General features: G+C 63.7%; 18 protein-coding genes and 1 pseudogene. 13 read left to right on the plus strand and 6 right to left on the minus strand.

Annotation, left to right across the window (positions count from 1 at the left end; translation table 11 throughout):
* Nucleotides 1–30: 30 nt before the first annotated feature.
* Nucleotides 31–2,028, minus strand: coding sequence for an acyltransferase family protein (locus tag V7P99_RS01605; RefSeq protein ID WP_333793074.1), 1,998 nt, complete (start codon nucleotides 2,026–2,028; stop codon nucleotides 31–33).
* 366 nt (nucleotides 2,029–2,394) lie between these two features.
* On the opposite strand from V7P99_RS01605, the gene V7P99_RS01610 reads away from it, so the two are divergent.
* The 3 genes from V7P99_RS01610 (at nucleotide 2,395) to V7P99_RS01620 (ending at nucleotide 4,203) form a co-directional block, all read left to right on the plus strand.
* The gene (locus V7P99_RS01610) at nucleotides 2,395–2,706 is read left to right on the plus strand and encodes a hypothetical protein (protein ID WP_333793075.1); all 312 of its coding nucleotides are present in this window, start codon (nucleotides 2,395–2,397) and stop codon (nucleotides 2,704–2,706) included.
* Nucleotides 2,707–3,034: 328 nt separating this feature from the next.
* On the plus strand, nucleotides 3,035–3,586 hold the full coding sequence (locus tag V7P99_RS01615) for a cytochrome b (protein ID WP_333793076.1): 552 nt from the start codon (nucleotides 3,035–3,037) through the stop codon (nucleotides 3,584–3,586).
* A 41-nt stretch (nucleotides 3,587–3,627) separates the two neighbouring features.
* On the plus strand, nucleotides 3,628–4,203 hold the full coding sequence (locus V7P99_RS01620; RefSeq protein ID WP_333793077.1) for a YceI family protein: 576 nt from the start codon (nucleotides 3,628–3,630) through the stop codon (nucleotides 4,201–4,203).
* A gap of 72 nt (nucleotides 4,204–4,275) precedes the next feature.
* On the opposite strand, the gene V7P99_RS01625 is transcribed toward V7P99_RS01620, so the two are convergent.
* The 5 genes from V7P99_RS01625 to V7P99_RS01645 form a co-directional block, all read right to left on the minus strand.
* Nucleotides 4,276–6,024, minus strand: a complete 1,749-nt coding sequence (locus V7P99_RS01625; protein ID WP_333793078.1) for an ABC transporter permease — start codon at nucleotides 6,022–6,024, stop codon at nucleotides 4,276–4,278.
* Nucleotides 6,025–6,181: 157 nt separating this feature from the next.
* On the minus strand, nucleotides 6,182–7,243 hold the full coding sequence (locus tag V7P99_RS01630) for a Fe(3+) ABC transporter substrate-binding protein (protein ID WP_333793079.1): 1,062 nt from the start codon (nucleotides 7,241–7,243) through the stop codon (nucleotides 6,182–6,184).
* Between the two features lie 211 nt (nucleotides 7,244–7,454).
* A complete protein-coding gene (locus V7P99_RS01635) occupies nucleotides 7,455–8,576 on the minus strand; it encodes a sensor histidine kinase (RefSeq protein WP_333793080.1) in 1,122 nt (373 codons plus the stop codon).
* A gap of 87 nt (nucleotides 8,577–8,663) precedes the next feature.
* Nucleotides 8,664–9,335, minus strand: a complete 672-nt coding sequence (locus V7P99_RS01640) for a response regulator transcription factor (RefSeq protein ID WP_333793081.1) — start codon at nucleotides 9,333–9,335, stop codon at nucleotides 8,664–8,666.
* A 32-nt stretch (nucleotides 9,336–9,367) separates the two neighbouring features.
* Nucleotides 9,368–9,730: a hypothetical protein gene (locus tag V7P99_RS01645; protein WP_333793082.1), complete on the minus strand. Its 363-nt coding sequence runs from the start codon at nucleotides 9,728–9,730 to the stop codon at nucleotides 9,368–9,370.
* A 693-nt stretch (nucleotides 9,731–10,423) separates the two neighbouring features.
* Here V7P99_RS01645 and V7P99_RS01650 point away from each other — a divergent pair.
* The 10 genes and pseudogenes from V7P99_RS01650 to V7P99_RS01695 form a co-directional block, all read left to right on the plus strand.
* A pseudogene (locus tag V7P99_RS01650) lies at nucleotides 10,424–12,229 on the plus strand (methanol/ethanol family PQQ-dependent dehydrogenase); the annotation flags it as partial.
* A gap of 233 nt (nucleotides 12,230–12,462) precedes the next feature.
* On the plus strand, nucleotides 12,463–13,344 hold the full coding sequence (gene moxJ / locus V7P99_RS01655) for a methanol oxidation system protein MoxJ (RefSeq protein ID WP_333793083.1): 882 nt from the start codon (nucleotides 12,463–12,465) through the stop codon (nucleotides 13,342–13,344).
* A 62-nt stretch (nucleotides 13,345–13,406) separates the two neighbouring features.
* Nucleotides 13,407–13,985: a cytochrome c(L), periplasmic gene (gene moxG / locus V7P99_RS01660; RefSeq protein ID WP_442909849.1), complete on the plus strand. Its 579-nt coding sequence runs from the start codon at nucleotides 13,407–13,409 to the stop codon at nucleotides 13,983–13,985.
* Nucleotides 13,986–14,086: 101 nt separating this feature from the next.
* Entirely contained in the window at nucleotides 14,087–14,377 is a 291-nt protein-coding gene (locus V7P99_RS01665; RefSeq protein ID WP_333793084.1) for a methanol dehydrogenase, read from the plus strand.
* Between the two features lie 148 nt (nucleotides 14,378–14,525).
* Nucleotides 14,526–15,575 (plus strand): AAA family ATPase, encoded by a 1,050-nt coding sequence (locus tag V7P99_RS01670; RefSeq protein ID WP_333793085.1) that lies wholly within the window; start codon nucleotides 14,526–14,528, stop codon nucleotides 15,573–15,575.
* Complete coding sequence (locus V7P99_RS01675) at nucleotides 15,572–16,459, plus strand: DUF58 domain-containing protein (RefSeq protein WP_333793086.1); 888 nt, start codon at nucleotides 15,572–15,574, stop codon at nucleotides 16,457–16,459. Before V7P99_RS01670 ends, V7P99_RS01675 begins: the two co-directional genes overlap by 4 nt.
* Nucleotides 16,460–16,462: 3 nt before the next feature.
* Entirely contained in the window at nucleotides 16,463–17,377 is a 915-nt protein-coding gene (locus tag V7P99_RS01680; RefSeq protein ID WP_333793087.1) for a nonribosomal peptide synthetase MxaA, read from the plus strand.
* Complete coding sequence (locus V7P99_RS01685) at nucleotides 17,374–18,375, plus strand: vWA domain-containing protein (RefSeq protein WP_333793088.1); 1,002 nt, start codon at nucleotides 17,374–17,376, stop codon at nucleotides 18,373–18,375. The genes V7P99_RS01680 and V7P99_RS01685 overlap by 4 nt, the downstream gene beginning before the upstream one ends.
* Nucleotides 18,375–18,989 carry a hypothetical protein gene (locus V7P99_RS01690; RefSeq protein ID WP_333793089.1) on the plus strand — a complete coding sequence of 205 codons (615 nt, stop codon included), beginning with the start codon at nucleotides 18,375–18,377 and terminating at the stop codon, nucleotides 18,987–18,989. The genes V7P99_RS01685 and V7P99_RS01690 overlap by 1 nt, the downstream gene beginning before the upstream one ends.
* On the plus strand, nucleotides 18,989–20,002 hold the full coding sequence (locus V7P99_RS01695) for a vWA domain-containing protein (protein ID WP_333793090.1): 1,014 nt from the start codon (nucleotides 18,989–18,991) through the stop codon (nucleotides 20,000–20,002). Before V7P99_RS01690 ends, V7P99_RS01695 begins: the two co-directional genes overlap by 1 nt.
* Nucleotides 20,003–20,010 lie beyond the last annotated feature (8 nt).

Genomic DNA, 20,010 nt, shown 5'->3' on the forward strand with positions numbered 1-20,010 from the left:
GGCGCGCCTCGTTCACGGCACGAAACCGCCTCAGTGCTCGAGTTCCGGCAGCGTCGCGTATCGTGAAAGATAGGCGGCGCCGATGGCGTTGAGGTGCCCGTGATCGCGGTAGATCAGGATCTCGTCTTTGAACGGGCTGCAGATGGCGCCCTCGCAGAGCAGATCGCGCATGCTGATGAATGTCACGTCCCGGTCGCCGGCCGCGATGGAGCGGAAAGCGAGTTCGGACGTATCCAGCTCCGTATCGATCTTCGCCTTGGGCGTCGCGCAATCCATCTCTTCACTGTCGTTGCGCGCAGCGTCTGCGAGGCAGTTGAGCGAGAAGGTTTCGAGATGGGGGACTTGGCCGATCACGAGCACCTCGATCCCGCGCTTGCGGAAGATGGCGATGGTGTCCGCAGCGGCGCGCGCAAATGAAATGCGCTCGCCGCTGGGATGCGGAGACATCCGGTTCGGAGCGGCGTTGCGGTAGCCGCCCCACGCCGATGACAGGATGGCGATCTTCAGCCCGGGGTTGCGGTCAAGAAACTCCAGGATGGTTTCCTGATAGCGTGCGCATGTCTCGACCTCGCGCTGGGGGCGGCCGGCGCCGTCGGCGCCGATCAAGGCCCCACAGGCGCTTTGAGTGACCTGGCGTCCGGAAAAGCCCGCCTTCTCGGCAAGCTCTGCGATCATGGGCACGAAGTGATCGGCGTTGGAGTCGCCGAACACGGCGATGTCATAGGAGCCGCCCTTTGTGCGGGGGATGCCAAAATTGCATTGGTGATCGTTGGTGAAGGCTTGGTCGTAACCGTCGCAGGCTTTGCGCAAGGGGTTTCCGGCAGCAGCTGCGCGGTAGACGCGGTAGGCCGGCTCGTCGAGCCGTTCCGGCCAGCCGCGTCCAGCGAGGCCCGCCACAGCCACGAGGCAGAAGGCTGTCGAGATCGCCACGGTTCGCCCGATCAGTCGGGTTGGCGTCATGGTGTAGAGGCCGAGCCGGCGGGTGAGTCCCTGCTCGACGTACACCCACGACAGGGCCGCGAGGATGAGGCCGGCGGCAACGAGCAAGGCCGCTTCGCCCGCGTCCGGTGCGCGCCCGAGCGCATACGTCGCGAGCGCGATAAGGGGCCAATGATAGAGGTAGATCGAATAGCTCATGCGGCCCATGAGGACGGCCCGGTCGCCAGAGAGAAGACGTGCGACAGGGGTTGGGCCATAGAGGCCAGCTCCGATCACGAGCGCCGTGCCGATCACGGCGGGAAGCGCCGACAGGCCCGGGAAGGGAATGCTCGCATCGAGCACCAGTGCCGAGACGACGATGAGGATCACGCCAGCCGTATCGAGTGCGGCGCGCGCCCAGGCGGCGGGTGCCCGCATCAGCGGATAAGCCGCTGCGAGCGCGGCGCCGATGAGAAGCTCGAACACCCGTGAGAACGGAAGATAGAAGGCGAGGCTGGGATCTGTCCGGGCACTGTACTGTGCATGCAGGAGGGAGACGAGCGCGATCGCGCCTATGGCGGCGACGATGCGGCCCCGCGTCGCGAGCCTGCCTACGAGCAGCAAGAGCAGCAGCGGCCACGTGAGATAGAACTGGTCCTCGACGGCGAGCGACCACATGTGGAGGAGGGGCGAAACCGCCGCCGGTGCATCGAAATAGCCCGCATGCTGGAAGAAGTAGAAATTGGCCGTCATCGTCCATGTCGCGGCCAGGCTCTCGCTGTAGAGCACGAGCGCATCTGGCATGAGGAGGATGAAGGCGGCAGCGGTCACCAGGAGGCAGCAGACGAGTGCCGCGGGTATGAGGCGCCGCGCCCGCCGGCCCAGGAAGCTCAGGAAGGAAAACGTCTGAGCCTCCATCTCCGAAAGGATTTGCCGGGTGATGATAAATCCGGAGATGACGAAGAAGACGTCGACCCCGATGAAGCCTCCGCTGAGGGATTGCGGCCAGGCATGGAAGACGACCACGAGCGCGACCGCGAGGGCACGCAATCCGTCCACGTGCGGCAAGTATGGCAGCGAAGGCGACGAGCGACCCGGCGGTTGGCTCAAGTGGTGCCCCATCTTGGCGATAAGCATTGCTGAGGTTTGATCTTGCTCAACACGGCCATCGCATTGAGGCGCGGCGTTTCAACCGCATGAATGCGCCCCGCAGAAGGCGAGCAGATCGACACGATAGGAACCATCGAATGAGGCAGACGTTGATACCGGCGATAGGTGCCGGAGATGCTGAGAATTGCAGCTCTGTTAGCGCAATCCGGGCAGGCGCTGCAATGCCGCATCGCTCCAGAAGAACGTTGGCATGCGGATCGTGTCCACCAGCGCCTAACTACGAGCCAATTTGGGTGATCTGATCCTGCAGGGTTTCGTAGTACACTTGTACTATCAGCCGGGACCAACAGTGAAAGGAAACCAGCCATGCGAAGTTTGATCGCCATGGCCGCAATAGGGGCCAGCGCACTCGTCTTTTCTGCCGCTTCCGCTCCTGCGCAGGCCATGACTGCCACCGCAGGTGCCGGAATAGCAACGTCGGCTGCTGCAGGAGAAAGCGCCGTCCATGATGTGCGGAAGCGCCGGTATCATCGGCACCGCGGCCACTATCGTCACCACCGGTGGCATCGCCACAGGCACTACAGGCCGTATTACTACGGGGGCTATTACCCGTATTACTATCGGCCCTATCGCTACTATCGCCACCGGCCGCGCTTTGGCCTGTATTTCGGATTTTAGAGCCGATCCCCATTCGGGGCTGGCAGCGCCCGAACGAATGATGAAGCTCTAGGATGATAGGCGATTGAGCATAACCGGCCGCGGGCATCAGCTTGCGGCCGGTTTTTTATGCGCCGTTGGTCCGGAGTTCTGAGAAGAAGCATCCGGAAACAAAAAGTTAAAGCCATTCCTGATCGGCTTAAGGCGGAACGGCCCCATGCGGATTGATGCGCCGTGCGCACCGCATTGTTTCCGCTACTGCCCCATCCGCTGTTGCTCCGCGACATTGAAATGACGCGGTGCACATTTATCTACCGTATTGGTCGAAGCGGAGGGCGAGGGAAACGACGTGCGCATTTGCGATACGGCTGAAGGTTACGGCCTGCTGAGCCGCTTGTTTCATTGGCTGATGGCCGTGGCCATCTTTGCTCTGTTCGGCCTCGGGCTCTGGATGGTCGATCTCAGCTATTACAGTCCTTATTATCATTCGGCTCCGTACGTGCATAAGGCCGCCGGCATGCTTCTGCTGATCGCGCTCGTGCTGCGTTTCGGTTGGCGGATCGCGAATGTCCGGCCGGAGGACGCAGATCTCGCCTGGGTCGAGCGCATCGCTGCCCGCATCTTGCATTGGGGCTTCTATCCTTTGCTCCTCGCGCTGATGGTCAGCGGTTATCTCATCTCCACAGCGGATGGCCGCCCGATCGACGTGTTCGGCCTTTTTCAGGTGCCGTCGCCAGGTGAGAACAAGGGCCTCGAGGATCGTGCGGGCGAGGTGCACGCGTGGCTCGCGTATCTGGTTATTGCGCTGGCCGCCATTCATGCCGCCGCTGCCGTGAAACATCATGTCGTCGATCGCACCCGCGTTCTGTCGCGGATGTGGTCCGGCGCGCCGAAGAATTGAGCGAAACTTTCCACCCACATATGAAGAGGGAACTACAACTGATGAAGCGTTATCTTGCTCCGCTGGCTCTCGCAGCCGCCGTCGCCCTGCCGTCCGCCGCGCCGGCCGCCGACTATGCGATCGACTCCAATGGGGCGCATGCCTCGATCGGCTTCCGCATCAAGCATCTCGGCTTCAGCTGGCTGACGGGCCGCTTCGATCGCTTTACGGGGACCTACAGCTATGACGAGAAGGCGCCCGAGGCGTCCAAGGTGAGCGTCGAGATCGATACGGCAAGCATCAACTCCAATCACGCCGAGCGCGACAAGCATCTGCGCAACTCTGACTTTCTCGACGTCGATAAGTTTCCCAAGGCGACGTTCGTCAGCAAGAAGGTGGAGCCCGCGGGCGAAGGCAAGGCGAAGATTATTGGAGACCTCACGCTGCGCGGCGTGACGCGGGAGGTCGCGATTGACGCCGAATACGTCGGCGGCGGTGCAGATCCCTGGGGCGGCAATCGTACCGGTTTCTCAGGCACGACCAGCATCGTGCTTGCGGATTACGGCATCACCTTCGACCTTGGCCCGGCGTCGAAAGAAGTCGAGCTGACGCTGGATGTCGAAGGCGTGCAGCAGTAACGCGGTTTATGCATGCGGCCCGGCAAGCGAGCGCGATTGCGCGGCTTGCCGGGCCTTTTTTTATGGGCTGTGTCAGCTTCCGGTTCGTCCCGCGATCGTGCGGTGCAGGCCCACCAGTGGAATGAGGCCCACGAGGACGATGGTCAGCGAGCCGAGCGCTCCGCTCTCGATCTGCTCGAGCGCGGCAAACGCATAGACGTGCGTCGCCAGCGTATCGAAGTTGAACGGACGCAAGAGCAGCGTCGTCGGCAACTCCTTGAGGGCATCGACGAAGACGAGAAGGCCCGCCGCGCCGAGCGCCGGGGCCAGCAGTGGCAGATGGATGCGCCGCAGCGTCGAGCCTGCGCTTTCGCCAAGCGCGCGTGCCGCCGCATCGAGGTTCGGCGAAATGCGCTCGAGGCCGGCTTCGATCCCGCCGCGCGCGACGGCGAGGAAGCGGATGGCGTAAGCGTAGACCAGCGCCGCGATGGACCCGGAAAGAATGAGCCCTGTGGACACGCCGAGATACGTGCGTGCCAGTTCGTCGATGCCGTTGTCGAGCGCGGCGAGCGGGATCAGCACGCCGAGCGCTAGCACGGTGCCTGGCAGCGCGTAGCCGAAGCCCGAGATCTGCGCCGCCGCGCCGGTGAAGCGCGTCCGTGCTACGCGCGGCGCATAGCTGAGCAGCACCGCGAGCGCAATCGCAGCTAGGGCGGCCAGGGTGGCGAGAAGCACGCTGTTGGCAGCGGCGCGGAGGAAGCCGCCTTCGATGGCAACAGAGGCATGGCCCACGGCAGACTTGGCGAGCTGCAGGAATGGGATGACGAATCCAAGCACGAACGGCAGCGCGCAGAGGGCCGCCACCGCATAGCCGCGCCATCCCTCGATGTCTTGAAAGGGGATGGCGCGGTAGCGCCCGGTCGTGTGATGCACCTTGGCGCCGCCGCGTGCCATGCGTTCGCCGGCCAGCAGAACGAAGATGAGGACGAGCATGACGCTCGCGATCTGCGCCGCGCCGCCGAGGTTCGCGCGCTGCAGCCACGTTGCATAGATACTGGCCGACAGGGTTTCGACTCCGAGGTGCTGCACGGCGCCGAGGTCGTTGAGCGTTTCCATGGCAACGAGCGCCACGCCCGCGGCGAGCGCTGGCCGGGAAAGCGGCAGCGCGACGGACCAGAAGGTTCTGAATGAGCGGCACCCGAGCGTGCGCGCGACCTCGAGCGCGCAGACCGACTGCTGCACGAAGCTCGCCCGCGCCGCGAGATAGACGTAAGGATAAAGCACCGCCGACATGATGAGCACGGCGCCTTCGAGGGAGCGCACGCTCGGGAACCAATAATCGGCCGCCGTCCAGCCGAAGAGAGATCTCAATCCAGACTGCACGGGGCCTGCATAGTCGAAGAGGTCACCATAGCAATAGGCGGCGATGTAGGTCGGGATGGCAAGCGGCAGCACGAGCAACCGGTCGATCAGCGCCCGCCCGGGAAAGCGGTACATGGTGACGAGCCACGCCGTGCCCGTGCCGGTGATGAGCGTGAGGGTACCGGTGCCGAGCGTCAGCAGCAGGGTCTGTCCGAGCGTGACGGGCAGCACGGTATGCAAGAGGTGCGGCCAGTCATTGTCGGTGGCGGTCGCGGCGAGGTAGAGCACGGCCCCGATCGGCAGGACCACGATGCCGAGCACGAGCCCCGCCGCGAGGCTCCATCCCGGCGCATGCGAACGCCGCAGCCATGCGCCGAGAGCATGTTTCGAATTTTCTGGAGGGCGCCGCTCTTGAGCGACCGACGCTGGCGGGGTGAGGCTCATTGGCGCGACCATTGCGGGCAGGTGTGCACCCGTCAAGCTCTTCCTGATTTTAGCGCGAAGCTTTTGGCAGGCCTGCCGGTCTTCGCGCGCCTCCACGCCGCGGGGTGCTTAATCTTGAGGGCGCTTCAGGTGGAAGGCAGCGGCCCGGTAGCGGTCACATTGGCGCGCGCTAGCCGGGCTGCTCATGAGCCCCTCAGGAGCTGGGCCCAGCGTCGAAGCGCACCTTGTCCACCAGCTCGGATGCTTTCTTGCGCAGCTTGGCAAGATCTGCGAGCGGGATCGGGTCCGCCTTGAGCTCGCCCCAGCTCTTTACGAGCTCTGACGTCTTGGCACTGGGCAGCACCGGATATTCGCCGTTTCTCTCGGCGTAGATCTCCTGTGCTTCCGGGGAAGCTAGGAATTCGATCAGCTTCACGGCGTTCTCGCGGTGCGGGGCATTCGCAGCCAGCGCCGCGCCCGAGACGTTGATGTGCGTGCCGCGGTCCTCGGCGTTCGGGAACAGGATCTTCACCGAATCTGCCCACGGCTTCTGCTCCGGATTCTTGAGCATGGCGGCCATGTAGTAGGTGTTGCCGATGGCGAGATCGCAAAGACCGGCATGGATGTCGCGCACGCCCTCTCGGTCGCCGCCGGCTGGCTTGCGGGCCAGGTTGTCGCGCAGCCCCGTGAGCCACGCCTCGGCCTTTTCCTCCCCATCATGGGCGATGATCGAGGCGATGAGCGCGATGTTGTAGGTATGCTGGCCAGAACGGATGCAGATCTTGCCCTTCCATTTCGGATCGGCGAGTTCTTCGTAAGTAATCTGGTCCTGCTGCACCCGCTCTTTCGATGCATAGACGACGCGCGCGCGCCGCGTGAGCGCAAACCAATGACCTTCCGGGTCATGCAGCTTCGCGGCGACCGCATCCTCAAGAACCTTCGACCTGAGCGGCTGGGTAATACCGGCCTCTTTGGCGCGAATGAGGAGGCCGGACTCCGGCGTCAGGAGAATGTCTGCCGGGCTGTTGCGCCCCTCGGCGGCGATGCGCTCGATGAGACCGTCTCGCGCGTAGACGACGTTGACCTTGATCCCCGTTTCTTTCTCGAAGGTCCTGAATATGGGATCGGTCAACCCGGGCTCGCGGTACGAATAGACGTTCACCTCTTCAGCGGCACTGGCGGCTGCGTGAAATCCTGCGAGTGCGGCGAAGGCAAGAACGGGCAGCGCGAGCAGAGAGGGCGCGCCACGCCGCCTGGTGTGTCGTGAGGGGATCATGAGCATGTCTCCAATAATCGGGGTCAAGGTCCCGCTATCGGCTGGCCACCGTCGGAGCATTCTCCGGCGATCGCGCCTGCAAGACGCGCCGTCCATAGAGCAGCAGGTGATAACTACGTCAAGAAAGTCAACAATTCGCGACAGACGATTTTTTGCCCCGGATCGCGAGAGCGCCGTGTGTCGCGGGGGCGGCTGGGGCCCGAAGCCGAACTCAAACCGGAACCACGCGCCCCTTGTCGAATATGACAGAGGCCGACGTTCCCTGTCCGGGCGTGCTCTCGATGATGAACTGGGCGCCGTTGGCCTGTGCGAGTTTTTGAACGAGCGGCAGGCCGAGCCCAAGTCCGCCGCTGCTCGCCGGGTTGCCGGACCTCGGCTCTCCCGTGACAGCGCCGGATCCCAGGGCGCGTGCGATGTCGTCGTCGCTCATGCCCCGCCCCGTATCCGCGATCGTGACCGCAAGCGGCCCCGCGCCATCGTAGCGAGCCCGGATTGTCACATACCCGCCCCGGTCGGTGAACTTCAGGGCATTGGTAACGAGATTGAGCACGATCTGCCGCAGGCTTGTCGCGTCGGCGATGATGTGTGGCAACCGGGGCGTGTGCTCGAGTGCGAGCGCGACGCCTGCCCTCTCGGCGAGAGGCCTGAGCTGGGACGCGACAGCGGCGAGAACCGCTGCCGTGTCGATCTCGGCGAAGTCGAGCGGGGACTGCGCCATGGCGCCGTCGTCGAGCATCCGGTCGATGATGCGGAGGACATGCTGCGCGCTGCCGTGGATGTCGGCCGCGTAGTCGGCGTAGCGGGCCGAGCCGAGAGGCCCGAAACGCTGATCCTTCATGATCTCGGCCGCCGCCGCGATGGCGTTGAGCGGTGTCTTGAGTTCGTGCGCGAGAGCGGCGCGCAGAGCGCGAGCTGCGGCCGGTGTCTCATCCCGCGCGTGTGGACCGTGTTCTGCCGGGCTATCCGCACCAGCCGGCGTTCTCACCACCGCGAGCAGGAGCGTATCGGCGCGATAGAAGGTCATGCCGCACGGCGCCAGTATCACGCCCACCGGCGTCCACAGCGTGAGGGGCTCGAGCACGCTGCCACCAGCAGGCGTCTCGGCCGCGAGCGTTCTCATCCGCGAGAGCGCCGGCATCGCGGCGTCGAGCTTGGGGATGGCCGAACCGCTGTCTTCCAGCCCGAAGAGCTCCGCTCCGGCCGCGGTGGCAGCGAGCACTCCGCCGCCGGAAAGCTCGATAGCCCACGCCGCTGCCTCCGGGCTCTTTTCGAGCTCGTCCAGGACGGCCCGGGGTAAATCCCCGGCAAAGGTTATGATGCGGGCCCTGATCATTGGGCGTGACACTAACCGCCCGCGCGCCTAAGTGCGAGGTCCTTCATCGCGGAAAGCACAAGTGCTCTCACGCCCTATGGGGCGACGCTAAGTCCGGCTGCGCCGCCCGGAGGGGCCAGGCAGGTGCTGGATCGCGATGCGCATGAGCTCCGGCAGGCTGCGCGCCCCGAGCTTCATTTTGATCTGCGATGTGGTGTTGGCCACGGTTTTATAGCTGATGTTGAGCTCTTCCGCGATGACGCCATAGGACTTCCCTTCAGCGATCAGAGAGAGCGTCTGCAACTCACGGACGGTCAGTGCCTGCAGCGGGCTCTGGTTAAGGCGCGTTTCGCTGAAGGCGATCTCGGAGGCCACCTCATGGCTGAGATAAGGGCGGCCCTGGCGCACGGTGTGAAACGCCTTGAGAAACTCGTCGGAGGGGGCGTCCTTGAGCAAATAGCCCGTCGCGCCCGCTTCGAGCGCGCGGCGGATGATCATCGGGTCGTTGTGCATGCTGAGCACGAGGATCGGCGTTTTCTTGTCATGCAGCCTGAGGCGCCGCACGAACGACAGCCCGCCGAGCGAGGCGGTCTTCATCGAGAGGTCGACGATGATCACGTGCGGGTTGTGCGCGCGATACTGCCGATAGCCATCAGCCAAGCCTCCGGACTGCAGTACGCGTGCAATCTCCGCATCCTCGAGAATGCGCGCGCATCCCTGCCTCACGAACGGATGATCATCGATGATGAGCACGCGGAGCGGCTCAGCACTTTGCGTCATAGCTAGTCCCATTGGTAATGTCCGTCGTTCTGTCAGGGTTTTGACCCATAGCGCGCCTTAAGCATCGCGAGGGCCTCCTCGCGCGAGACGTCGGCCGCCCTGAGATTGAAATAGTAGTGGCTGATCGCGCCGTAGCCTTCGACATGCCCGGCCGCGATGTCGATGCCCGTCAGTCCGTCGAGGATGGAAATCGCGCCCTCTTCGTGTCCGAGCTGTTCGAGCATTTCCTCGACCTGCACGGATCGGTTCGCAATCATGCGGCTGCTTTCCCGATAGCGCCTATGCGCGGCCGCGAGCAATCCGGCAATACGCTGCACCTCAGGATCGCTTGGCGGCCGCAGGTGTTCTTCGGCACGGCTTGCGAGCCACTGCGCCGGATCGATCGGGCTGCTCATATTGAGCCATGTGATCGTGCGCGGGGTGACGGCGGCTCCGCCGTCTTCCCTCCTGTCATAAGAGGCTGGCTCCTCTTCGCTGCAACCGGAGATCCCCGGACCGATTAGGCAAGCGAGCGTGACAACGATTGCGGCGAGTGGCGGGTGATATGCGCCGCTCGCCACAGGACGACTGTGCATCATCATCACTGTCCTCCGCTGTGACGCTTTGATTGCGCGCGCGGTTTTTGCGCGTCGCTCATTGAGGTCTGAGACAGCACAAGATCGTCCTAACTGGCGATCACAATAACGTTACATCGTTACGCTTATGCTCGCCCCGCGCGCTCGCCCGGTTCCTTTGCAAGTTTGTCCCGTCCATGTCTGCCAGTTGGACTAAAGACGCCGCCGAATGTCGCGGTCTAGCGTGCGGCTGCAGCCCGAGAGGCAGCCCGAGCAAGGCGGAACAAGTCTTTGACGGGATGGCAGATAGGGCTCGCAGGCGCTGGGGTTCCGTACGTGGTCGGGGCTTCTGCGACAATCGAGAGAGACAGGCATTCGCGGAGGCGTTTGCGGGGTTTCCCGCATGTTTTCGGGGAAGGTTCGTCTCGGCCTTGGGATGGATAACGCGAGGTTTTGGGAATGATAAAGCACCTGGGTAAGGGGCTGCTGGCTGGCGCGTCCTGCGTCGCGCTGACAGTCACCATGGCATCCTCCTCGTTTGCCAACGACAAGCTCAACGAGCTGTCGAAGAGCAACGAGGCCTGGATCATGCCGGGCAAGAACTACAGCTCACAGAACTACAGCCCCAACACGCAGATCAACAGCGAGAACGTGAAGCAGCTTCGCGCCGCTTGGTCGTTCTCGACGGGCTTGCTGCATGGGCACGAGGGTACGCCTCTGGTCGTGAATGGCGTCATGTACGTCCACACGTCCTTCCCCAACAATACGTTCGCCCTGGATCTCAACGATCCTGGCCACATCCTTTGGCAGCATAAGCCGAAGCAGGATCCGGCTGCCCGCTCGGTCGCCTGCTGTGACATCGTGAACCGCGGTCTGGCTTACTGGCCGGGCGACGGAGATACGCCCCCGCTCATCATCAAGACGCAGCTCGACGCACATCTCGTGGCCCTCAACGCCGAAACCGGCGAGGAATACTGGAAGGTCGAGAACGGCGACATCAAGGCCGGGCAGACGCTCACGCAGGCGCCGTACGTGATCAAGGATCTGGCTCTCGTCGGATCGTCCGGCGCCGAGCTTGGTGTCCGGGGCTACACCACCGCCTACAACGTCAAGACGGGCGAGCAGGTGTGGCGCGTGTATGCGACCGGTCCGGATGAGGACATCGGCCTTGCCGACGACTTCAACAGCGCCAACCCGCATTATGGCCAGAAGGGTCTCGGCACCGGCACGTGGGAAGGCGACGCTTGGAAGATCGGCGGCGGCACCAACTGGGGCTGGTATGCTTACGATCCCGATACGAACCTCTTCCACTACGGTTCGGGCAACCCGGCGCCGTGGAACGAGACCATGCGTCCGGGCGACAACAAGTGGACGATGACCATCTGGGGCCGCGACGCGGATACCGGCAAGGCCAAGTTCGGCTATCAGAAGACGCCGCACGACGAGTGGGACTACGCTGGCGTCAACGTCATGATCCTCTCGGAGCAGACGGACAAGGAAGGCAAGAAGCGTAAGCTCCTCACCCATCCGGACCGTAACGGCATCGTCTACACGCTCGATCGCGAGAACGGCGACCTCGTCTCGGCCAACAAGCTGGACGACACGGTCAACTGGGTGAAGCAGGTCGATCTCAAGACGGGCCTCCCGGTTCGCGATCCCGAGTTCGGCACGCGCATGGACCATAAGGCGAAGGAAATCTGCCCGTCGGCCATGGGGTATCACAACCAGGGCCACGACAGCTACGATCCCACGAAGGAACTCTTCTTCATGGGCATCAACCACATCTGCATGGACTGGGAGCCGTTCATGCTTCCGTATCGTGCCGGCCAGTTCTTCGTCGGCGCCACGCTGTGGATGTATCCGGGTCCGAAGGGCGATCGCCAGAACTACCTCGGCCTCGGTCAGATCAAGGCCTACAACGCCATCACCGGCGACTACAAGTGGGAGAAGATGGAGCGCTTCTCTGTCTGGGGTGGCACCATGTCGACCGCAGGTAACCTGGTGTTCTACGGAACGCTGGACGGCTTCATCAAGGCTCGCAACTCCGACACTGGCGAGCTGCTCTGGAAGTACAAGCTTCCCTCCGGCGTGATCGGTCATCCGATGACGTATGAGCACAAAGGCACGCAGTACATCGCTATCATGTACGGCGTCGGTGGCTGGCCGGGCGTTGGCCTCGTGTTCGACCTGCAGGATCCGACCGCTGGTCTGGGTGCCGTCGGCGCCTTCAAGAACCTGCAGAACTACACGCAGATGGGTGGTGGCCTCCAGGTGTTCTCGCTCGACGGCAAGAACCCCTACTCCGAGGACATCCACGTCGGCGAGTTTGAGAAGGGCTGATAGCGCCTGATCGAGATTAGCCGCAGCGCCGATCCTTCCTTGGAAAGGCGCTGCGGCGGTCCGATCCGCCGCCTGCCCGCATAGCAAAACCACCTTCCCTCAACGAACGAAGAAGGCGCCGCCAAGGCGTCCGCACAGGGGAACGCTCGAGTTGAAAGCCGCAAGTCTCGGCCATGAGTGGCTGGCGGATGAAGAGACGGCAAGCTTGGGCAAGCAAGAGGAAAAAAGGTGAAATGATGAAGCGTTTCGCGTCGTCGCGCTTCTCCTCCCTGGCGGCCACAGTTTGCGGGTCGCTCTTGATCGCAGGCCTGGCGGCAGGGTCGGCCGAGGCGGCTGAGGAGACTGCCGACAACACCGATATCCTGCGCATCTGCGCCGCTGCCGAAGAACTACCGTATTCGAACCGCGATGGCTCAGGCTTCGAGAACAAAATCGCTGTAGCGCTCGCGGAGGCCATGGGCCGCAAGCCACTGTTCGTGTGGTTCTCCCGCCCGGGCATCTACATCATCCGCGATCAGCTCGAGATGAAGATGTGTGATGTCGTGATGGGCGTCGACACGGACGATCCCCGTGTGGCGACAACGAAACCCTATTATCGCGCATCCTACGTTTTCATCCAGCGCAAGGATACGAATCTCGACATCCAGGACTGGAGCAGCCCGGATCTCGCAAAGGCCGGAAAGATCGGCTTCACGCCCGGCACGCCGGCGCAGATCATGCTCGAGAAGCTCGGTCTGTTCCGCGAGAACTTCAACTATATGCACTCGCTGACCAACTTCCAGGATCGGCGCAACAAGTTCTCGCGCGTTCCGCCTCAGCGGATGGTCAATGAGGTGGCGGATGGCACGGCTGATCTCGCCGTCAACTTTGCCCCCGAAGTCGCGCGCTACGTGAAGGCCTCCGATAAGCTCAAGCTTACGGTCATTCCGGATGACAACGTGCGCGCCGACGGTGAGAAGGTTCCGCACCATTTCGATCAGTCCGTGGCGGTCCGCAAGGACGATACGGCGCTTCTATCGGCGCTGAACCTCGCGCTCGATAAAGCCCTTCCGAAAATCGAAGAGATCCTCAAAAACGAAGGCATTCCTCTCATCGCCGGGACGTCGCGCTCATGAGCCTGAAACCCGCGTCGGCGTTTCGAGAGAGAAGTGCAAGAAACAACAGGTTCGATCAAAGAATGAAAAGCATCAAGTTTGTCCTGGCCGCGGCGATGATCAGCGTATGCGCAAGTGCTGCCGTTTGGGCCAACACGTTCCATCACACGGTCACCGGTGAGGATCTGAAGGTGCCCGAAACTGCCAACCCCGAGGGACGGGATACGGAGGCGGTAAAGCATTTCCTTGAGACGGGGACCAACCTCTACACGGAGGTGAAGGCCTGCCTGCCCAAGGGTGAGGAGATCTATCTGACCGCATGCTCGGGCTGCCATGGCCACCACGGCGAGGGCAAGCTGGGTCCGGGGTTGGCGGACGCGTATTGGACCTATCCCAAGAACAAGACAGATAAGGGTCTCTTCGAGACCATCTATGGTGGCGCACAGGGCATGATGGGGCCGCATAGCGATCTTCAGCTCGATGAGATTCTAAAGCTCATCGCCTGGATCCGGCACATGTACTCCGACGACATCAGCGAGGCGGATTGGCTGACCGACGAGCAGAAGAAAAGCTTCACGCCGTTCAAGCCAGAGGAACACGCGTCCGCGGAAGGCAGCGAAAAGCCTGCCGAAGGGGGCGAGTGCAAGGTATCCGCAAATTAGCCGGGCACAGGCGCCCTCACCGGTCGCTTGCGCAGGAGTGCGGATGTCCAGGACGGAGGGAACCGTCCGAAGTGGAAGACGTGGATTGGAGGAACTGACCCATGAAGATGACGTCCTTTATCACGGTCGCCGCAAGTGCGGTGATCCTCGCCGTCGGTGCCGGCGCGGCAGCCGCTTATGACGGCACCAAGTGCAAGGCGCCCGGCAGCTGCTGGGAGCCCAAGCCTGGCTACCCGGATAAGGTTGCGGGATCGAAGTATGATCCGAAGCACGATCCGAAGGAGCTCGCAAAGCAGCAGAAGGCTCTTGATGACCAGGCTGCTCGCAACAAGAAGCGCGCCGACCACTTCAAGAAGACTGGCAAGTGGGTATACGACGTCTCGAAGCTCTAGAGCGGCTGGACGCATCGGTCTCCTCGGCTGCAGTGCCACGCTTGCAAATAGCGCTCTGCTTCCTCTCCGAGGGTTCTTGAGGTGCGGCCTCGGCCGCACCTCCTTTTGAGCGAAGCGGCGGCTCTCCGTCGCGCGCCATGAGGTTGCGATGCCGCACGATACGATCGAAGCCGGCGAAACCGCCGGACGCTGTGACCTGTCGGCGTGGCGCACCCGCGCCGCGCGATTTGAGGCTGAGATCGCCAAGGCCGTCATCGGCCAGGAGCGCGTCATTCGTCTCCTTACGATTGCGCTGTTCGCGCGCGGCCACGTGCTGCTCGAAGGTGACGTGGGCGTCGGCAAGACGACGCTGCTGCGTGCCGCGGCGCGTTGCGTCGGCGGTGCCTATGAGCGCATCGAGGGCACCATCGACCTGATGCCCGGCGATCTCATTTATCACACGTACCTTGCGGAGGATGGCCGCCCGCGTGTTGAGGAAGGCCCAGTCCTTCGCGCCGGCGAAGATCTCGCGATCTTTTTCTTCAACGAGATCAACCGCGCGCGCCCTCAGGTGCATTCGCTTCTCTTGCGTCTCATGGCGGAGCGCAGCGTTTCGGCCTTCAACCGCGAATTCAGCTTCCCTCACCTCGTCGTCTTCGCCGACCGCAACCGCGTCGAGCGGGAGGAGACCTTTGAGCTGCCGGCCGCCGCCCGCGACCGCTTCCTCATGGAGATCTCGATCGCGACGCCGGAGGACGCCGAGGTGCGCCGCGCCCTGGCCTTCAATCCCCGCTTCCACGATGGAGACCGCCTGATCGACTCGCTCGAGGAAGGCATTCTGTCCTATGCCGAACTGAACGATGTCGGCCGCGCGATCCAGAACGAGATCAAGACCAGCGAAGCTCTGGAACGCTATGTGCTCGACCTATGGCAGGCGGTGCGCAATCCAGGCGCGGCCGGCATAGAGATCGCGGGCGTCGACACCTCGCGTCTGGTCGCCGCCGGGGCCAGCCCGCGCGGCCTCTCCTATCTCGTGCGTGCAGCTCGCGTGGCAGCGTGGCTCGACGGCCGCGACATGGCCGTTCCCGAGGACGTGCGTGCGGTGTTCTTCGAGACCATGGCGCACCGCATATTCTTCGAGCCGGTCTACGAGATGCGGCGCGATACCATAGCCCGCGAGCTCATCGACGCATTGTTCCAGACGGTCCCGGTGCCATGAGCAGCGGTATCACGACCGCCAATCCGACGAGCAGACCGCTCCCGGTTGAATTGCCCTATCGCATCGTCTGGAAAAGCCGGGCCTTGCGCCAGGGCATGCACCGGAGCATTCAATCGGGCGCCGGCGGTCTCTTTCGCGACCTCGCGACGCTTCTCGAATACAACGATCCGCGGCGGATCGATCTTCGCCAGACCCTGCGGGATCCTTTCGAAGGCATTCACGTCCGCCGCTTCGAGGAGAAAAGCCAGACCGGCGTCGTCATGCTCCTCGACATTTCGGGGTCGATGGGTTTCGAAGGCGCGGCCCGCAAGATGGCGCTCGCGGCCGATCTTGCCCAGGTGTTCGCTACCTCGGTGCGCCGCGCTGGCGACACGTTCGCGCTCTACGCCGCCGACGAGGCGATACGCGAGGAGTTGTCCGTTCCGCCGACACGTTCGCGGGCAGGCGAAGCCGAGATGATCGCGAGGCTGCGCGCGCATGTGCCGGAGCGCAAGGGCGCGTCGGGCCTGCTCGACGCCGCCCGCATGGTCGGCCACAGGCGCAATCTCGTGCTCGTGGTGTCGGACTTTCTTCTCCCCGAGGAGCAGCTCGAGGATGTGTTCGAGGCGCTGTCCAATCATGATGTTGTGCCGATCCGCATCGCCGATTCCCGTGAAAGTGCGACGTTGCCCGCCTGGGGCCTCGTGGAGCTTTCCGATCTTGAAACTGGCCGGCGGCGACTCGTGGCCATGAGGCCCGCCCTGCGGGCGGAATGGCAAAGGAGGTTCGAGGCGCGCCGGTCCCTTTTCCGTTCGCTTGCCGGACGCTATGGGCGCGAGCCGTTCGAGATCACCGACACCATCTCATGGGATCGCCTTGGAGCCCATCTCGCGACGGGGGCTTGAGCGATGGTGCGGGCCGGCTTCGTACTCTTGATGCTGCTCACACTCACGGTCCGCGCTGCGGCCGAGGTGCGGTCCGTGCATGTGATCGATCCTCGGTCTTTCGGCTATTTCCTAGGCGACACGCTGACGCGAACGGTCGAGATCGACACGGGACCGGGCGATAAGATCGTGCCGGCATCGTTGCCGCGCACTGGCCCCTCGAATTACTGGCTTGAGGTGCGCTCCGTCGAGACGTCTTCGGCGCGGCGCGGGGATGGGCTCCGGCACACGCTGGAGATCACCTATCAGTCGTTCTATGCGGCGGTCGATCCGCGGAAGGTGGTCATCCCCGAAACAGAGATCTCATTGCGCGGACCCGGCGGAAACGAGACGGTGACCATTCCGTCGTTCACGACGATCATGTCGCCGATCCGCGAGATCTTTCCGGAAAAGAGCGGCGAGACGTCGGAGACGTTCCTGCGTCCGGACGCGCCACCGGCCCTGCGCCACTCCGGCGGCTTGCGCACCACAGCCCTCGCGGCACTCGCGCTCTCGCTGTTGTTCTTGCTGCTGCTCGCGCGCGATCTCGCTTGGTGGCCGTTCCATCATCGCGCGGCGCGCCCGTTCTCGCGTGCTGTGCGAGATATCAGCCGCGCGCTTGCGAAGGGTGGCGCCGAGAGCTACCGCCTGGCCCTCCTGGCGCTGCATCGTGCGTTTGACGCCGCGGCCGGTCATCGCCTCATGGCCGCGGATCTCGATACGTTTCTCGCCGCACATCCCGAGCATGGCGAAAGCCGCCCGCTGCTTGAGCGCTTCTTTTCTGCGTCCCGCTCCGTGTTCTTCGGTGACGCGCCGAGCGAAGGGAAGTCACACTTGCCTCCCGCCGATCTCCAGGCGCTGGCGACGGCGCTTGCGCGCCAGGAGAGGGCTGCGCGATGAACCTCGCCCTGTCCACGCCGAGTGTTCTGTTCCTGATGCCGCTGGCTCTGCTTCCGCTGCTCATGTCCGCGCAGCGGCTCCAGACCTACCCGTCGCTCGATGGCATGGAGATCGATCTTATCTCCCTGCTGCTCGACTGGGCCTTGCGCATCGCAGGCGTCATCGCCATCGCCACGCTCATTCTCGGCATCGGCGGGCTGCACCGTCTTGGCCGCACCATCGAGAAGACGGGCGAAGGCGCGCATATGGTGCTGCTCATCGATCGCTCCTCGAGCATGGACAACACGTTCGCCGGCCGTGCGCCCGCGGGGGATGAGGAGAGCAAGTCGTCTGCCGCACGCCGCCTTCTCAAGGACTTCATCCTCCAGCGCGAGCACGACCTCGTGGGCGTTGCCGCCTTCTCGACCTCGCCCATGCATATTCTGCCGATGACCGATCACAAGGAGGCGGTGGAGGCGGCGATCGACGCAATGGATCGGCCGGGACTGGCCTTCACCAACATCGGGCGGGGGCTGGCTCTCGCGCTCGACATGCACGAAGCCGACACCTCTCCCGCCGCCCGCGTCATCCTGCTCGTCTCCGATGGCGCGGCGGTGATCGATCGCAAGGTACAGGAGACGCTGCGCGCCGCGTTCGCCCGCCGCCCCATGAACCTCTATTGGCTGTTCCTCCGCACGGCAGGTACGCCCGGCATCTCGACCATCCCCGAGCCGGGCCAGGAAGATACGCCGCAGGCCATGCCGGAGCGTCACCTCGATAAGTTTTTCAAGTCGCTCAACATCCCCTACCGCGCCTTCGAGGCGGAAAATCCAGAGGCTATCGGCGGCGCCATCACCGAGATCAGCAAGCTCGAGCAGAGCCCGATCAAGTACTACGAGCGCGTTCCGCAGGAGGATCTCAAAACGCACGCGTTTGCCGTCGCCCTCGTGGCCCTTCTCCTTCTCCTGCTCGCCAAGCTCGCCGAGGTTCGTCTCGTTCCGACTGCGGAGGACGCGTGATGAAGCCGCCAAGGAAAAAAGGCATCCTCCACCCTCTAGATCTGGCGCGCGCCGTGGCGCGGAAAGTGCGCACACCGGTGCTCGCCGTGCTGCTCGTGGTCTCGCTCACGGCGCTCGCCGTTTTGACATGGCGGATCTCCGAAGTGCGGCGCGACAATGCCGTGATCGCAGCTCTGAAGGCGGGCGACGACGTGGCCGTCGATTTGCGCACGGCCTCGGGCGAGGTGCTGTTTGCCCGCTCGGCGTTCCTGCTGGCGCGTGACCGGGAGGAGGATGCGCAGACGCTTCTCGACGCGTCGGCGAGCATGCCGGACACGAAGCTGCGCGCGCGTCTACTCTACAACCATGCCAACGCGCGCATCCGCCATGCCATCTCCGCTATCGAGCGCGGCGATCAGGATCGGGCCATTCCTCTCACACGCCTCGCCAAGGATGAGTATCGCCTCGCCCTGCGGCTCGATCCCGAGGCATGGGACATCAAGTTCAACTACGATGTCGCCATGCGCATCGTGCGTGATTTCCCGGGCTACGAGATGGAAGGGGAAGAAGCGCCCCCGGATGCGCCGAAGCGGCTCTGGACCGACTTGCCGGGCGTGCCGGGAGGGCTGCCCTGATGCGCGAGCGGCTGGAGGACGCCAGACTCTGGGCGCTACTCGCCGCGGTTGCGCTCACGTGCCTCGCCATCGTGGCGCCGCGGGTCACGCTGACGCGCGACGTCTACGATCTCATCGCCGTCGTCGACATTACCGGCAGCATGAACACGCGCGACATGACGGTGGCGGGAAAGCCCGCGAGCCGTCTCGATGCCACGAAGAGCGCCCTGAAACGGCTTTTGACCGATCTGCCGTGCCAGTCGCGGCTCGGGCTTGGAGTGTTCACCGAGCGCCGCTCCTTTCTGCTCTTCAATCCTGTCGAGGTTTGCGAGAATTTCGCACCCGTTGAGACGGCCATTCAGGAACTCGATTGGCGCATGGCGTGGGATGGCGACAGCATGATCGCCAAGGGTTTCTTTCAGGCCGTGGGTTTCGCCGAGGATCTCAAGGCCGACCTGATCTTCGCCACCGACGGACAGGAGGCGCCCCCGCTTCCCGGCGGCGGCACGATACTTCCCGAGTTCGAGGGCACGCCGGGGAAGGCTCGGGGGCTGCTGCTCGGCGTCGGTGGCCGCGAGAAAGTACCTCTCTTGAAATTCGATGACGAAGGCCACGAGATCGGGACGTATGCGCGCGAGGATATACCGCAGGAGAACCGCACCGGCCCCCCGCCGCCCGATGCGCATCTGAGGCCTGGCTATCATCCGAAATGGGCGCCGTTCGGAACTGATCCGCCGGGCGGCGACGAGCACTTGACATCCGTCCGCAGCGATCATCTGGCCGCACTGGCGGCGCGGGTCGGCTTCGGCCATGTGGACTTGATAGACAACCCCGATCTTCTCGACGCGGTTGAGATGCACGCCCGCACGCGTCCCATCGAGGTGGCGGTCGATATCCGTCCGCTACCGGCGGCGCTGGCGCTCTTGTTTTTGATTGGGCTCTACGGCGCCCCGCTTTTCTCGCGGATTTATCCGGCGCGGGCACGCTCTGCCGCACTAAAGCGCCTCTCGCCTGCCGCATCTTTGAAACCGTAACGACTGTC

It is taken from the genome of Hyphomicrobium sp., assembly GCF_036780825.1.
Taxonomy (GTDB): Bacteria; Pseudomonadota; Alphaproteobacteria; order Rhizobiales; family Hyphomicrobiaceae; genus Hyphomicrobium_C.